Source organism: Paracoccus salsus (assembly GCF_021556615.1).
GTDB classification, from domain to species: Bacteria; Pseudomonadota; Alphaproteobacteria; order Rhodobacterales; family Rhodobacteraceae; genus Paracoccus; species Paracoccus salsus.
Genome location: NZ_JAKGGD010000001.1, coordinates 133,778 through 147,987, shown reverse-complemented (window position 1 = coordinate 147,987; position 14,210 = coordinate 133,778). Strand labels below are relative to the sequence as shown.

Here is a 14,210-nt window from a genome sequence, read left to right as displayed (position 1 = left end):
TCACAAGGCGCGCCAGCCGATGTCGCGGCGGCAGAAGCCTTCGGGCCAGTCGATCCGGTCGACCAGCGCATAGGCGCGGTCATGGGCCTCGGCGAGGGTCGCGCCGCGGCCGGTGCAGGTCAGGACCCGTCCGCCACTGGCGATGATCTGGCCATCGCGCTCGGCCGTGCCGGCGTGGAACACCATCTCGAAGCCGCTTTCGGATATGGCAGACAAGCCATTGATGCGGCTTCCTTTTTCGTAGTCCCCGGGATAGCCCCGGGCGGCCATGACGACGCCGAGCGCATGGTCGTCCGCCCAGCTTGCCTCGATCTCGGAAAGCCGTTCTTCGGCGCAGGCCAGCAGCAGGTCAAGCACCTGCGCGCCAAGCCGCATCATCAGCACCTGACATTCCGGATCGCCAAAGCGGACATTGTATTCCACCAGCCTGGCCTGCCCGTCCGCGATCATCAGCCCAGCATAAAGAACCCCCTGGAACGGCATGTCTTTCCTGGCCATTTCGGCGACCGTTGGACGGATGATGCGGGCCATGACCTGCTCTTGCAGTTCGGCTGTCAGCACCGGAGCGGGGCTGTAGGCGCCCATGCCGCCGGTATTCGGCCCGGTGTCGCCTTCGCCGACGCGCTTGTGGTCCTGCGCGGTCCCTATGGGCAGGCAGTCGGTGCCGTCGCACAGCACGAAGAAGCTGGCTTCCTCGCCCTGCATGAACTCTTCGATCACGACCGAGGTGTCGCCGAATTCGCCCTCGAAGATCAGGTCGATGGCCGCATGGGCCTGCGCGACCGTTTCCGCGACGGTGACGCCCTTGCCCGCCGCCAGCCCGTCGGCCTTGATGACGATCGGCGCGCCGTGCTTGGTCACGTGGGCACGCGCGGCGGCGGCGTCCGCGAACCGGGCCCAGGCGGCGGTGGGGGCGCGGCAGGCATCGCAGATTTCCTTGGTGAAGCTTTTCGAGGCCTCCAGCTGAGCGGCAGCCTGCGATGGTCCGAACACCAGAAATCCCGCCTGGCGCAGCGCGTCGGACACACCTGCCGCAAGCGGGGCCTCGGGTCCGATCACGACGAAGTCGATGGCGTTTTCCTCGGCAAAGTCGATGACGTCGCTGCGTGAGCAGATGTCGATCGCGGCCCCGCGTGCGATATCGGCAACGCCGGCATTCCCTGGGGCAACGATCAGTCGGTCGCATTTCGGGTTCTGGCGGATCGCCCATGCCAGCGCATGTTCGCGTCCCCCGCCGCCCAGGATCAGGATGTTCATCGGCCGCCCTTTCGCTTGACTTGCCGGCGTTCTAGTCTGGCCCGCGAAAGGGAACAAGCCGCATGGATCTTCTGGAAGACGAGCCGGGCAGCAACGCCCATGAATTCACGGTTTCCGAACTGTCGGGCGCGGTCAAGCGCAGCATCGAGGACCAGTTCGGCCGCGTCCGGGTGCGCGGTGAAGTGGGGCGGGTGTCGCGTCCATCCTCGGGTCATCTGTATTTCGACCTGAAGGACGATCGGTCGGTGCTGGCGGCGGTGACCTGGAAGGGCCAGGCCGCGCGATTGGCGCAACGCCCCGAAGAGGGGATGGAGGTCGTCGCGACCGGCCGGATGACGACTTTTCCGGGCCAGTCGAAATACCAGCTGATCGTCGACCAGATCGAGCCCGCCGGGGCCGGCGCGCTGATGGCGATGCTGGAAAAGCGCCGCAAGGCGCTGGCCGCCGAAGGCCTGTTCGATCAGGATCGCAAGCGCCCGCTGCCCTTCCTGCCCCGGGTGATCGGGGTCGTCACCTCGCCTTCGGGCGCGGTCATCCGCGACATCCTGCACAGGCTGCGCGACCGCTTTCCGACCCATGTGCTGATCTGGCCCGTCGCGGTGCAGGGCCAGGCCTGCGCGCCGCAGGTTGCGGCCGCGATCCGGGGCTTCAACGACCTGGCCGAGGGCGGCCTGCTGCCCCGGCCGGATCTGATCATCGTGGCGCGCGGTGGCGGCAGCCTCGAGGATCTGTGGGGGTTCAACGAGGAAGAAGTGGTCCGGGCCGCTGCGGAAAGCGTTATTCCGCTGATCTCGGCGGTCGGCCACGAAACCGACACGACGCTGATCGATTTCGCCGCCGACATGCGGGCGCCCACGCCGACCGCCGCCGCAGAAATCGCTGTGCCGGTGCGCGCCGAACTGGCCGCGCGGCTGGCCGAGGCCGGTGCGCGCATGACCCGCGCCAGCGCGCAGCGCATCGACCGGCCGCGCCAGCGCCTGCACGATCTGGGCCGGGCGATGGGTCGCCCGACCGCGCTGACCGAGGGCGCGCGCCAGAGGCTGGACGTCTGGGGCGCGCGGCTGGAGCCGGGGCTGCAAGGCCTGGTGCGCGCCCGCCGGCAGCACCTTGCCTCGCGACCGATGCCCGCCGCCACGCTGCGCCAGTTCATGGCCGCCAAGCGTCACGGGCTGGAACGGGCGACGCTGCGTCTTGGCAGTGTCCATGAACGCAGGCTGGATCGCCGGCGCGATCGACTGGCCGCCTTGCAGGAACGGCTGGACGCCTCGCTTTCGCGGGCGGCTGGCACCTCGCGCAAGGCGCTGGCAGAACAGCGGGACCGGTTGCAGCAGGCCTCGCTGCGGCTGGCCAATGCCGGACCCCGCATGACAACGCGGCGCCGCGAGGCGCTGCACAGGCTGGATCGCACGCGCCAGACACTGGGTTATGGCGAGACGCTGAAGCGCGGCTTTGCCGTCGTTCACGGCGCCGACGGGCTGCTGACCAGCGCCGCCCAGGCGCGCAGCGCGCCGCGGTTCGAGATCGAATTCTCCGATGGGCGCATGGCGGCACTGCCCGAGACCAGCCCGCCCAGACCCGCGCGCAAACGCAAGCCGCCCGAACAGAAGACGCTGTTCTAGGCGCGTGGCTCAGGCTTCTTTCGGACGCATCACCAGCCAGATCAGCGCCGCGCCGGCGAGCACCAGAAACGGCAGCATCGCCAGGTTGACGGCGTTCCAGCCCGCCTGAACCGATCCGCCCATGCAGTTCATCAGGCCGCCCGACGACAGCGAGGCCAGGAACACGCCGCCAAACACGAACAGGTCGTTGACACCCTGCACGCGGCCGCGCTCTTCGGGGCGATGCGCAAGCGTCAGCATCGTGGTCGCGCCGATATAGCCGAAATTCCAGCCGATCCCAAGCAGGACCAGTGCGCCGAAGAAATGCGTCAGCTCGACCCCCGAAAGGGCGACCGCGCCGGCGCAGGCCAGAATAACCAGCCCCAGCCCGACGATCCGCTCGGCCCCGAACCGCGCGATCAGCGCGCCGGTGAAGAAGCTGGGCGCGAACATCGCCAGCACATGCGCACTGACGATATCTGCGGCATTCGACGGCGCGAAGCCGCAGCCGACGACGGCCAGTGGCGTCGAGGTCATCACCAGGTTCATCAGCGCATAGGACACCATGCCGCAGATCATCGCGACGGCGATCCGGGGTGTGCGCAGCAACTCGGCCATGGGCCTGCCGGCGCTGGCGCCGGCGTCGGGGCGGGGCGGCTTTGGGATGTCGAGAAAGGCGAACAGCAGCGGCCCGGTCAGGTTCAGCCCGATCAGGGCCACATAGGTGGCCATGAACGGCACCGCGGTCAGGTCATCCGTGGCCCGCACGATCGCCGGGCCGACGATCGCCGAGGCAAGCCCGCCCGCCATGACCCAGGAGATTGCGCGCGGCGCGAAATCCTCTGACGCGGTATCGGTCGCCGCGAACCGGTAGAAGCCCTGCGCCGACATGTAGATGCCGGTCAGCAGAGAGCCCAGCATCAACATCAGGAAAGATCCATGCCACAGCCCCGCGGCCGAGACGCCAGCCCCCGCGCCGCCGGCGGCGACCGACAGCAGGAATCCCGCGCGCCGGCCATGGTTCTGCATGAAGCGCGCCAGAGGGCGCGCGGTCAGGGCCGAGCCCAGAACGATCATCGAGATCGGCAGCGTCGCAAGACAGGGATTGGGCGCCAGAATCTGGCCTGCAAGCCCGCCAATGATGAAGTTGACCGGCATCTGCGCGCCAAGGATGGCCTGCGCCGCGACCAGCACCGCGACATTTCGATGCGCCCTGTCCATGCCGGCGGCCCTTTCAGCCCTGGCGCAGCGCGGCGGCGGACCGGGCACGGTCCTCGATATTGGGCCAGTTCCCCGCCGACACATCGGCGTCGGTCACGATCCAGCTGCCGCCCACGCACACGACATTGGGCAGCGACAGATAGCTGCGCGCATTGTCGGGAGAGACGCCGCCCGTGGGGCAGAAGCTGATCTTCGGCAGCGGTCCGGCCAGCGATTTCAGCGCCGCTGCGCCGCCCGCCGCCTCGGCCGGAAAGAATTTCAGCATGTCGAAACCCGCATCCGCCGCGCGCATCACCTCGGAGGCGGTGACGGCGCCGGGCAGCAGCGGCAACGCAAGCTCCTCACAGGCGGCGATCAGCCGGTCGGTCAGGCCGGGCGAGACGGCGAAGGCCGCACCCGCATCCTTGGCCCGCCGCGCATCGTCAGGCGTCAGCACCGTGCCGGCGCCGACATGTCCCCCCTCGACATCGGCCATGGCGCGAATCGCGTCCAGCGCCGCGTCCGAGCGCAGCGTCACCTCGAGCACCGGCAACCCACCCGCCACCAGCGCGCGCGCCATGTCCCCGGCCGTTCCGGCGTCGCGGATCACGATCACCGGGATCACCGGGGCGAGTTGGCAAAGGGCGCGTGTTTTCTGTGATTGCTGCCGGGGCGTCATGGCCGTTGCCTCTGTCCTGAATGTCCCGCGCAACCTGACCCCAGCTTCGCGGCGATGCAAGCAGATTGGCCGCATCGCGCCGTCAGTGCGTGGTGTTTGTTATCGCTATCGGCGCGGGCGCAACAGTCTCGCTCAGATCGCCGCCTGCCGGAATGCGGTCAGGACGGCGGCGTAATGCGCGGCTGCCGCCGCGACCACGAACCCATGCCAGATCGCGTTCTGGAACCGCAGCCGCTCCCACACATGAAAGACCACCCCGGCGGTATAGATGATCCCGCCAACCACGATCAGGATGACGGACAGCGGCGGCAGAAGCTGGGCGATCGGCCCGATCGCGACAAGCCCGCTCCACCCCATCAGCAGATACAGCACGATCGCAAGCCGGTCATAGCGGCCGGGCAGGGCGCATTTCAGCACCACGCCAAACCCTGCCATCGCCCAGATCGCCAGCAACAGCCCGAAGATCAGCGGGTCCTTGGTTCCGGGCTGCAGGAACGGCGTGTAGGTCGCGGCGATCAGGACGAATATGGCCGAGTGATCCAGTCGCCGCATGATCCATTTCAGGCGCGAGGGTCGCAGCATGTTGTAGGTGAACGAAACCACAAGCGCGCCGATCAGCCCAAGCCCGTAGATCGATGCGGCGGCCAGCGCGCCGGGATTGTGCAGGGCGGTCGCGTGATAGATCAGCGCTGTCACGCCGATCAGTGCCAGGACGACCCCGATGATGTGGACGATTCCGTCCGCCAGCAACTCGTGGAAATCGCGGTCCCTGCCGAAATGAAAATGGCTGGTCATTGCCGCCTAACCCCTGAAACCGAAGAACACATGGCCCCATCATGGCGGCAAAGCCCGTCCGGATCAATTCGTTCTTTTGGTCAAACCCGGCCCGGTCCGGATGCGGGTCGCGTTCCGTGGCGACGATGTCGCTTTGCGGCGCGGGACCGACGCAAACATGCGGTGCGGCCCGGCCAGCCGCGCTATTCAGGATGAACTCAGGGATCAGGAGACCATGCGATGACCGAGGACACCGTTGCCGATCGCCGCGGACGCAGAGGAGGTGGCGGAGTCGCGCGCCGGGCCGAACGGACCGCGACCCGCATCGAGTTTGCGCGCTACATAACCCGCAACGTCCCGGACTTCGAGATCCTGAACGCCGAGGCGCTCGAGATCATCGAGGCGAACGCAGAGACGCTTCTTCACGAGGTCGGCGTGAACTTCGTCGACAGTCCCGCGGCCCTCGAATTGTGGCGGGACGCGGGCGCCGAGATTGACGGCGAACGTGTGCGCCTGCCGCGCGGGCTGGCACGCAAGCTTTGCGCGACTGCGCCCCGAACCTTCACCCAGCACGCCCGCAATCCCGAACGCAATGTCGAGATCGGCGGCCGGAACCTGGTCCTGGCGCCGGTCTACGGCCCGCCCTTCGTGCGCGATCAGGCCGGCGGGCGTCGCTATGCCACGATCGAGGATTTCCGCAACTTCGTGAAGCTGGGGCAGATGACAAAATGGCTGCACCACAGCGGCGGTACGGTTTGCGAACCGACCGACGTGGCGGTGAACAAGCGCCATCTGGACATGCTGCACGCGCATATGACCCTGTCGGACAAGCCCTATATGGGATCGGTCACCCTGCCCGAGCGGGCGGCGGATTCGGTCGAGATGTCGAAGATCCTGTTCGGCGCGGATTTCGTCGATCAGAACACGGTGATGACCAGCCTCATCAACATCAACTCTCCGTTGACCTTCGATTCGGTGATGATGGGCGCGCTCGAGGTCTATGCCCGCGCCGGCCAGGCCTGCATCATCAGCCCCTTCATCGTCGGCGGCGCGATGGCGCCGGTCACGGTCGCCGGCACGCTGACCCAGGTCCTGGCCGAGGTGATGGCCGGCGTCGCCTATTCGCAGCTGATCCGTCCGGGCGCGCCGGTGATCTTCGGTGCCTTCGTCACCTCGATCGACATGAACAGCGGCGCCCCCACCTTCGGCACGCCCGAGGCCGCCCAGATCACCCTTGGCGCGGGCCAGCTGGCGCGTCGGCTGGGATTGCCCTATCGCAGCGCCGGGTCGTTCTGCGGGTCCAAGCTGCCGGACGCCCAGGCCGCCTATGAAACCGCCAACACGCTGAATATCGGGCTTCTTTCGGGCGTGAACTTCATGCTGCACTCCTGCGGCTGGCTGGAAGGCGGGCTGGTGTCGTCCTACGAGAAATACATCATGGACGCCGACCAGCTTGGCATCCTGCACAGTCTGGCGAAGGGCATCGACATGTCCGAGAACGGCCAGGCCATGGACGCCATCCGCGAGGTCGGTCCGGGCGGCCACTATCTTGGCTGCGACCACACCCGGGCGAACTACAAGGACGCCTTCTGGCGCAGCGGCTTGCTGGACTACAAGCCGTTCGAGACCTGGGACGAAGAGGGCGCGCGCGATACCGCCACCCTGGCCGCGGCCAAGGTCGGCAAGATGCTGGGCGAATACCAGGCGCCGGACCTCGATCCGGGCATCGCCGAGGCGCTGGCCGATCATGTGGCGCGCAAGAAGGCCGCCGTTCCCGACGCGTTCATGTAGGCCGCCGGGCGCGAAAGCCCTTGCAAACCGCGCGCGCAGGGTCTACTGCGCGCTCACTTCACAGGCAGGGGCGGGCCGCGCAGGGAGACATCCTGCAACGGTCCACCGGTTGAGGCATTCGCCTTCAAGACCCCTGCCAGGGCGCAAACCGGAAAGGACATGGATATGGCGCTTCCCGAATTTACCCTGCGTCAGCTTTTGGAAGCTGGCGTTCACTATGGTCACCAGACGCAACGCTGGAATCCGCGCATGGCGGAATTCATCTATGGCGAGCGCAACGGCATCCACATCGTCGATCTGACCCAGACCGTCCAGATGCTGGACGCGGCTTTGCAGGTCGTGCGCGACACCGTCGCCAAGGGCGGCCGGGTGCTGTTCGTCGGCACCAAGCGCCAGGCGCAGAAGCCGATCTCGGACGCGGCCGAGCGTTCGGCGCAGTTCTTCATGAATCATCGCTGGCTGGGCGGCACGCTGACCAACTGGAAGACCGTCAGCCAGTCGATCAACCGCCTGAAATCCATCGACGAGACGATGGCGGGCGGTGCCGAGGGCATGACCAAGAAAGAGCGTCTGGGCCTGGAACGGGAACAGACCAAGCTGCAGGCTTCCCTGGGCGGGATCCGCGACATGGGCGGTCTGCCCGACCTGCTGTTCGTGGTTGACGTCAACAAGGAAGACCTCGCGATCCTGGAAGCCAAGAAGCTGGGGATCCCGGTCGTCGCCGTGGTCGACACCAACTGTTCGCCAGACGGCGTCGATTACATCATCCCGGGCAACGATGACGCCGTTCGCGCCATCTCGCTTTACTGTGACCTGGCCAGCCGCGCGGCCCTGGACGGCATGACCGCCCAGATGGGCGCCGCCGGCGTCGATGTCGGTGCTCTGGCTGAAAACGTCGAAGAGACGCTGGACGAAAGCGAAGCCGAAGCGAAAGCGGTCGAGCAGTCCACGGCCGACGCCTGATCGGCCACGGACGGGAGTTTACCCCGGATTTACGGAACTGTCGTCAGGCGGGGATATGCCCCGCCTGACGTGTTCAACAAAGGAGACGGATCATGGCTATCACCGCCGCGATGGTGAAAGAGCTGCGCGAAACCACCGGCGCAGGGATGATGGATGCCAAGAAGGCGTTGACCGAGAACGACGGCAACATGGACGCCGCCGTGGACTGGCTGCGGACCAAGGGCCTTGCCAAGGCCGCGAAGAAATCCGGCCGCGTCGCCGCCGAGGGCCTGGTCGCCGTTGCGGTCAAGGACGGCAAGGGCGTGGCGGTCGAGGTGAACTCGGAAACCGATTTCGTCGCCAAGAACGAAGAATTCCAGAACATGGTCCGTGCGATCGCCAAGGCGGCGCTCGACGTGGACAGCGTCGAGGCCCTGAAATCGGCGACCGTGAACGGCAAGCCGGTGTCCGAGGTCCTGACCGATGCCATCGCCAAGATCGGCGAGAACATGACGCTGCGCCGGATGGTCAAGGTCGAGGCGCCCCTGGTCGTGTCCTATGTCCACAACGCGGCCGCCGACGGCATGGGCAAGATCGGCGTTCTGGTCGGCATGGAAGGCGGCAACGAGGATATCGGCCGCCAGATCGCGATGCATGTCGCCGCGACCTCGCCCGCCTCGCTGGGGCAGGGCGATCTCGACCCGGCACTGGTCGACCGTGAAAAGCAGGTTCTGACCGAGCAGGCGCGGGAATCGGGCAAGCCCGAAGCCGTGATCGAGAAGATGATCGAAGGCCGGATGAAGAAATTCTTCGAGGAAGTCACGCTGACCGGGCAGAAATTCGTCATCAATCCCGACGTCACCGTGGCCGAGGCGGCCCAGGAACAGGGCGCGACGATCACCGGCTTTGCCCGCGTCGCCGTGGGTGAAGGCATCGAGAAGAAGGAAGAGGATTTCGCAGCCGAGGTCGCCAAGACCCTGGGCGGCGCCTGATCCCCTGCCGCATGCGCCGCGATGCGCGCGGCGCCCGTGACGACCGCCACGCGAAACGCCGGCCCCCGATGGCCGGCGTTTTGCGTTGCGCGGCGGCGTGATCCGTCAGGCCGCGCGCGGTGTCTGGACCTTCCCGGCCGTGACGTGCAAATGAGGGCCAGTCACGCTTCCGCACCTGAAACCGGTTCCACGCCATGCCCTTCATCATCGCCATCGACGGTCCCGCCGCCTCGGGCAAGGGCACCATCGCCCGCGCGCTTGCCGGACATTTCGGCTTTCATCATCTCGATACCGGGCTGCTTTATCGCGCCACCGGCGTCAGGGGCGGCGATCCGGTCATCGCGGCACGCACATTGTCGGCCGACGACCTGGCACGCCCCGATCTGCGCAGCGCCGAGGCCGGGCAGGCCGCCAGCCGGGTCGCCGCCATTCCCGAGGTGCGCGCGGCGCTGGTGGATTTCCAGCACCGCTTCGCGGCGCAGGAGCCGGGCGCGGTGCTGGACGGGCGCGACATCGGCACCGTCATCTGCCCCGACGCACAGGTCAAGCTGTATGTCGTGGCCTCGGACCGGGTCCGCGCCGCCCGCCGCGCGGCCGAGCTGGGCGCCGATCCGGCCAGGATGCTGACCGAATTGCAGGACCGCGACCGCCGCGACAGCGAACGCGCCACCGCGCCGCTGCGGCCCGCGCCGGACGCGGTGGTGATCGACACCAGCGACATGGCGATCGATCAGGCGGTCGCCACCGCCATCGGGACGGTCGAGCGTGCGCGCGAAGCCGGCTGACCGGCGCCGGCGCCTCTCCGTCGCCCGGTTCGGGTCATTCGACCGTGACGGATTTCGCCAGATTTCGCGGCTGGTCCACGTCGGTGCCCTTTGCGACGGCCGTGTGATAGGCCAGATACTGCATCGGGATCGCGTACAGGATCGGCTGGAACAATCCGCCGCCGGCGGGCATCCGCAGCGTTGCATGCACCCCGTCGCTGCCTGACGCGATGCCCTCGGGGTCCGACAGCAGCAGGATCTGCCCGTGCCGCGCCATGACCTCCTGCATGTTCGAGATGGTCTTGTCGAACAAGCCGTCATGCGGCGCCAGCACGATCACCGGCACGTCCCGGTCGATCAGCGCGATGGGTCCGTGCTTCAGTTCACCCGATGCATAACCTTCCGCATGGATATAGCTGAGTTCCTTCAGTTTCAGCGCGCCTTCCAGGGCCACCGGAAACAGCGCTCCGCGGCCCAGATACAGCACATCCTGCGCCTGGCTCAGCCATTCCGACAGCGCCCGGCAGTCTTCCGACAGGTTGAGCGCCTGTTGCAGCAGCCCGGGAATGCTGCGCAGATCGGCCAGATGGCCGGCCAGCGCCGCGTCGTCCAGGCGACCGCGGTCATGGGCGGCTTTCAGCGCCAGGATCGCCAGCACCGTCAACTGGCAGGTGAAGGCCTTGGACGAGGCGACGCTGACCTCGATCCCCGCCAGCGTCGGCAGCGCGATGTCCGCGTCGCGGGCAATGGCCGAGGTTCCCACATTCACCAGCCCCACGGTCCGCGCGACATGGGCCCTGGCATAGTCCAGCGCGGCCAGCGTATCCGCCGTCTCGCCCGACTGGCTGATGGCGATGAACCAGCTTTCGGGCGACAGCGGCGGCTCGCGATAGCGGAACTCGGACGCGACATCGATGTCGCAAGGCAGCCCGGCCAGCTGCTCGAACCAGTATTTCGCCACATGGCCGGCCAGATGCGCGGTGCCGCAGCCGACCAGCGAGATGCGGTCCACCGAGGTGAAGTCCAGCCCCTCCGGCAGCACGATCCGGTCGCCCTTGATGTAATGGTTCAGCACATCGCCGATCACCACCGGCTGCTCGGCGATCTCCTTGGCCATGAAGTGGCGATAGCCGCCCTTGTCGATGGCCGTCGCGCCCACGTCGATGCGGTTCTGCGGGCGGCCGACCTGATGGCCGTCCCGGTCATAGATAAGCGCGCCGGCCCGCGTCAGGACCGCATGATCGCCATCCTCCAGATAGGTGATCCGGTCGGTAAAGGGGGCCAGCGCAACCGCGTCCGAGCCCACGAACATCTCGCCGTCGCCATGGCCGATCGCCAGCGGACTGCCCTTGCGGGCGACCACCATCAGATCGGTCTCGCCCTCGAACAGGAACGCCAGCGCGAACGCCCCCTGCAGGCGCGCCAGTGCGGTGCGCGCGGCCTCGACCGGGGGCAGGCCGGCGTCCATGTGCTGCCCGGTCAGCAGGGCGACGGTTTCCGTGTCGGTCTGGGACTGGGGCCGGATGCCCGCCGCGATCAGTTCGTCGCGCAATTCGCGGAAATTCTCGATGATGCCGTTATGGACTACCGCGACCCGACCATGGCGGTGGGGATGGGCGTTTGCCTCGGTCGCCGCGCCGTGGGTCGCCCAACGGGTGTGGCCGATCCCGGCGTGACCGCGAAGCGGTTCGTGGACCAGCCGGTCGGACAGATTGACCAGCTTGCCGACCGCGCGCCGCCGGTCCAGCCGCCCGCGATCGTCCACGGTCGCCACGCCGGCGCTGTCATAGCCGCGGTATTCCAGCCGCCTCAGCGCGTCGACCAGTTGCGGCGAAACCTCATGATTGCCGAGTATGCCAATGATACCGCACATTATTTGTTGACCTTGCTGGCGCGCAGGCTGGCCATCAGGCGGATCGCCAGGCCGGGCTTGTTGGTCTGTCGGGCGCGGCCCACCGCCAGCGCCCCGTCGGGCACGTCCTGGGTGATGACCGTCCCCGATCCGGTCAGCGCGTCGGCGCCGACACGCACCGGCGCGACCAGCATCGTGTCGCTGCCGATGAAGGCGCGTGCGCCGATCTCGGTGCGGTGCTTGGAAACGCCGTCATAGTTGCAGGTCACCGTCCCTGCGCCGATATTGCAGTGCTCGCCGACCCGGGCGTCGCCGAGATAGGTCAGGTGGCCGACCTTCACGCCCTCGTCCAGCACCGAGTTCTTGATCTCGACGAAATTGCCGACATGCACGAAGCTGCCCAGTTCGGCGCCCGGGCGCAGCCGTGCGAAGGGCCCGACGGTCGCGCCGGCGCTGACATGGCAGCCCTCGAGATGGCAGAAGGGCAGGATCTCGGCGCCGGATTCGACGGTGACGCCGGGGCCGAAGACGACGTTCTGGCCGATGATCGCATCGCGGCCGATACAGGTGTCCAGCGCGAACCACACGGTCGCGGGGTCCGACAGGGTGACGCCGTTCGACAGCGCCTCGGACCGCGCGCGGGCCTGGAAGGCAGCCTCGGCGGCGGCCAGTTCGGCGCGGGTGTTGATCCCCAGCGTCTCGTCCTCGTCGCAGGTCACGACATCGGCGCGCCGGCCCTCGGCGCGGGCCAGCCCGACCAGATCGGTCAGATAGTATTCGCCGGCCGCGTTCTCGTTGTCGACCCGCACGATCAGTTGCCGCAGCAGCGCCGCATCCAGCGCCATCACCCCGGAATTGCACAGCGCGATGCGGCGCGTGGCGGGATCGGCGTCCTTGAACTCGACGATGCGTTCCAGCCCGCGATCGGTCACGATCAGCCGGCCATAGCGGCCCGGGTCCTCGGCCTCGAAGCCCAGCACCACCACATCGGCGGGATGGCTGGCCAGCGCGGCCAGCGTATCCTGCCCGATGAAGGGCGTGTCGCCGTACAGCACGATCACCTTGCCCTCGAAGCCCTCCAGCTCGGTCAGGGTCTGGCGGACGGCATGGCCGGTACCAAGCTGCTCAGCCTGCATCACGATCCGCGCGTCCGGCTCCAGCCGGGCGACGGCCTCGGCGACCGCATCGCCGCCATGACCGGCCACGACGATGACCTGCTCGGGCTCGAGACTGCGCGCGGCGGCCAGGGCGTGCCCGATCAGCGGCACCCCCCCCAGCCGGTGCAGCACCTTGGGCAGGTCCGACTGCATCCGGCTGCCCTGTCCGGCTGCCAGAATCACGACCGCTGCGGCGTTTTCCGTCATGACTGCCCTCATCGCCTGTTCAATTTCCTTGTTCGGCGTTCTAATCGGGGCGGGGCGTGCTGGAAAGGCCCCGTCGGGTCCGGCGCGTTCACCTTTGTTTACGGATCGTGACGCGAAAGGGCGGCAGATGGCGAGAGACATGCAAGGCACGGTGGTCTTCGACCTGGACGGGACGCTGGCCGATACCTCGGGCGATCTGGTCGCGGCCGCCAATGCCTGTTTCGCGGCGCGGGGTCTGGGGCTTCTGCTCGACCCGGTCGCGGACTCGCTGATCGCCTTTCATGGCGGGCGCGCGATGCTGCGGGCGGGCTATGGCCGCATGGGCCCCGACACGCTGTTGCCGCCAGGCGCCGAGGACGAGGATTATCGGCGCCTTCTGGACCATTACGGACAGAATATCGCCGTCCACACAACGCTGTATCCGGGCGTCGGCGCGGCGCTTCGCGGGCTTGCCGGGGACGGGTTCCGGCTGGCGGTCTGCACCAACAAGCCTGAATCCCTGGCCGAGACGCTGCTGCGCGAGCTGGGAATCCGCGATCTGTTCGCGGCGCTGGTGGGGGCCGACACGCTGCCGGTGCGAAAGCCCGACCCCCGGCCCTACAAGGCCGCCGTCGAGGCCGCGGGCGGCCAGCTGGCCGCATCCTTCCTGCTCGGGGATACCGAAACCGACCGCCGCACCGCTTCGGCGGCCGGCGTCAAGGTCGCGCTGGTCGCGTTCGGACCCGAGGGCGAGGCGATCTCGCGGCTGGCGCCCGACGCGCTGATCGGCCATTTCGACGAACTGCCCGATCTGGCCCGGCGCTGGTTGCGATGACGTGGACCGGCGTGCCGGGGCGCGGCGCCGACCCGGAACCTTTTCGCAACGAGAAGCCGCGTGTGGCCCGGCCGTTAAGGATTCGTTAACCCGGCATGGATAACAGTCGTGCCGCGGGGGGCGTGAGGCCGTCGCCTGCATAACGGTCGCGTCCCGCCCCGGTGCGAGCTGCCAATCGGGCAG

At 67.8% G+C, this 14,210-nt stretch carries 12 protein-coding genes; 6 read left to right on the top strand and 6 right to left on the bottom strand.

Annotated features, from left to right (window positions below):
- Complete coding sequence (purD, locus tag L1965_RS00730) at positions 1–1,257, bottom strand: phosphoribosylamine--glycine ligase (RefSeq protein WP_235754494.1); 1,257 nt, start codon at positions 1,255–1,257, stop codon at positions 1–3.
- Positions 1,258–1,319: 62 nt separating this feature from the next.
- On the opposite strand from purD, the gene xseA reads away from it, so the two are divergent.
- Positions 1,320–2,876: an exodeoxyribonuclease VII large subunit gene (xseA, locus tag L1965_RS00725; RefSeq protein ID WP_235754493.1), complete on the top strand. Its 1,557-nt coding sequence runs from the start codon at positions 1,320–1,322 to the stop codon at positions 2,874–2,876.
- A 9-nt stretch (positions 2,877–2,885) separates the two neighbouring features.
- Here the strand turns inward: xseA and L1965_RS00720 are convergent, their stop codons facing one another.
- From L1965_RS00720 to trhA, 3 genes are all read right to left on the bottom strand, one after another.
- Complete coding sequence (locus L1965_RS00720) at positions 2,886–4,076, bottom strand: MFS transporter (RefSeq protein WP_235754492.1); 1,191 nt, start codon at positions 4,074–4,076, stop codon at positions 2,886–2,888.
- A gap of 13 nt (positions 4,077–4,089) precedes the next feature.
- The gene (locus L1965_RS00715; RefSeq protein WP_235754491.1) at positions 4,090–4,734 is read right to left on the bottom strand and encodes a bifunctional 4-hydroxy-2-oxoglutarate aldolase/2-dehydro-3-deoxy-phosphogluconate aldolase; all 645 of its coding nucleotides are present in this window, start codon (positions 4,732–4,734) and stop codon (positions 4,090–4,092) included.
- Between the two features lie 132 nt (positions 4,735–4,866).
- On the bottom strand, positions 4,867–5,529 hold the full coding sequence (gene trhA, locus L1965_RS00710; protein WP_235754490.1) for a PAQR family membrane homeostasis protein TrhA: 663 nt from the start codon (positions 5,527–5,529) through the stop codon (positions 4,867–4,869).
- A gap of 219 nt (positions 5,530–5,748) precedes the next feature.
- On the opposite strand from trhA, the gene L1965_RS00705 reads away from it, so the two are divergent.
- The 4 genes from L1965_RS00705 to L1965_RS00690 all read left to right on the top strand — a co-directional run bounded on the left by L1965_RS00705 (position 5,749) and on the right by L1965_RS00690 (position 10,018).
- Entirely contained in the window at positions 5,749–7,299 is a 1,551-nt protein-coding gene (locus tag L1965_RS00705; protein WP_235754489.1) for a trimethylamine methyltransferase family protein, read from the top strand.
- A gap of 165 nt (positions 7,300–7,464) precedes the next feature.
- Positions 7,465–8,262: a 30S ribosomal protein S2 gene (gene rpsB / locus L1965_RS00700; RefSeq protein ID WP_235754488.1), complete on the top strand. Its 798-nt coding sequence runs from the start codon at positions 7,465–7,467 to the stop codon at positions 8,260–8,262.
- A gap of 92 nt (positions 8,263–8,354) precedes the next feature.
- Positions 8,355–9,233 carry a translation elongation factor Ts gene (tsf, locus tag L1965_RS00695; protein ID WP_235754487.1) on the top strand — a complete coding sequence of 293 codons (879 nt, stop codon included), beginning with the start codon at positions 8,355–8,357 and terminating at the stop codon, positions 9,231–9,233.
- Between the two features lie 194 nt (positions 9,234–9,427).
- The gene (locus L1965_RS00690; protein ID WP_235754486.1) at positions 9,428–10,018 is read left to right on the top strand and encodes a (d)CMP kinase; all 591 of its coding nucleotides are present in this window, start codon (positions 9,428–9,430) and stop codon (positions 10,016–10,018) included.
- Between the two features lie 34 nt (positions 10,019–10,052).
- On the opposite strand, the gene glmS is transcribed toward L1965_RS00690, so the two are convergent.
- Positions 10,053–11,870: a glutamine--fructose-6-phosphate transaminase (isomerizing) gene (gene glmS, locus L1965_RS00685; protein WP_235754485.1), complete on the bottom strand. Its 1,818-nt coding sequence runs from the start codon at positions 11,868–11,870 to the stop codon at positions 10,053–10,055.
- Positions 11,870–13,213: a bifunctional UDP-N-acetylglucosamine diphosphorylase/glucosamine-1-phosphate N-acetyltransferase GlmU gene (gene glmU / locus L1965_RS00680; protein WP_235754974.1), complete on the bottom strand. Its 1,344-nt coding sequence runs from the start codon at positions 13,211–13,213 to the stop codon at positions 11,870–11,872. The genes glmS and glmU overlap by 1 nt, the downstream gene beginning before the upstream one ends.
- 139 nt (positions 13,214–13,352) lie before the next feature.
- Between glmU and L1965_RS00675 the strand changes: the two genes are divergently transcribed.
- On the top strand, positions 13,353–14,027 hold the full coding sequence (locus L1965_RS00675) for an HAD-IA family hydrolase (RefSeq protein ID WP_235754973.1): 675 nt from the start codon (positions 13,353–13,355) through the stop codon (positions 14,025–14,027).
- The last annotated feature ends 183 nt before the right edge of the window (positions 14,028–14,210 follow it).

What these genes read in the sequence shown, in the direction of transcription:
- purD (WP_235754494.1), bottom strand. Translation starts at nt 1,257, where the DNA reads ATGAACATCCTGATCCTGGGCGGCGGGGGACGCGAACATGCGCTGGCA.
- xseA (WP_235754493.1), top strand. Translation starts at nt 1,320, where the DNA reads ATGGATCTTCTGGAAGACGAGCCGGGCAGCAACGCCCATGAATTCACG.
- L1965_RS00720 (WP_235754492.1), bottom strand. Translation starts at nt 4,076, where the DNA reads ATGGACAGGGCGCATCGAAATGTCGCGGTGCTGGTCGCGGCGCAGGCC.
- L1965_RS00715 (WP_235754491.1), bottom strand. Translation starts at nt 4,734, where the DNA reads ATGACGCCCCGGCAGCAATCACAGAAAACACGCGCCCTTTGCCAACTC.
- trhA (WP_235754490.1), bottom strand. Translation starts at nt 5,529, where the DNA reads ATGACCAGCCATTTTCATTTCGGCAGGGACCGCGATTTCCACGAGTTG.
- L1965_RS00705 (WP_235754489.1), top strand. Translation starts at nt 5,749, where the DNA reads ATGACCGAGGACACCGTTGCCGATCGCCGCGGACGCAGAGGAGGTGGC.
- rpsB (WP_235754488.1), top strand. Translation starts at nt 7,465, where the DNA reads ATGGCGCTTCCCGAATTTACCCTGCGTCAGCTTTTGGAAGCTGGCGTT.
- tsf (WP_235754487.1), top strand. Translation starts at nt 8,355, where the DNA reads ATGGCTATCACCGCCGCGATGGTGAAAGAGCTGCGCGAAACCACCGGC.
- L1965_RS00690 (WP_235754486.1), top strand. Translation starts at nt 9,428, where the DNA reads ATGCCCTTCATCATCGCCATCGACGGTCCCGCCGCCTCGGGCAAGGGC.
- glmS (WP_235754485.1), bottom strand. Translation starts at nt 11,870, where the DNA reads ATGTGCGGTATCATTGGCATACTCGGCAATCATGAGGTTTCGCCGCAA.
- glmU (WP_235754974.1), bottom strand. Translation starts at nt 13,213, where the DNA reads ATGACGGAAAACGCCGCAGCGGTCGTGATTCTGGCAGCCGGACAGGGC.
- L1965_RS00675 (WP_235754973.1), top strand. Translation starts at nt 13,353, where the DNA reads ATGCAAGGCACGGTGGTCTTCGACCTGGACGGGACGCTGGCCGATACC.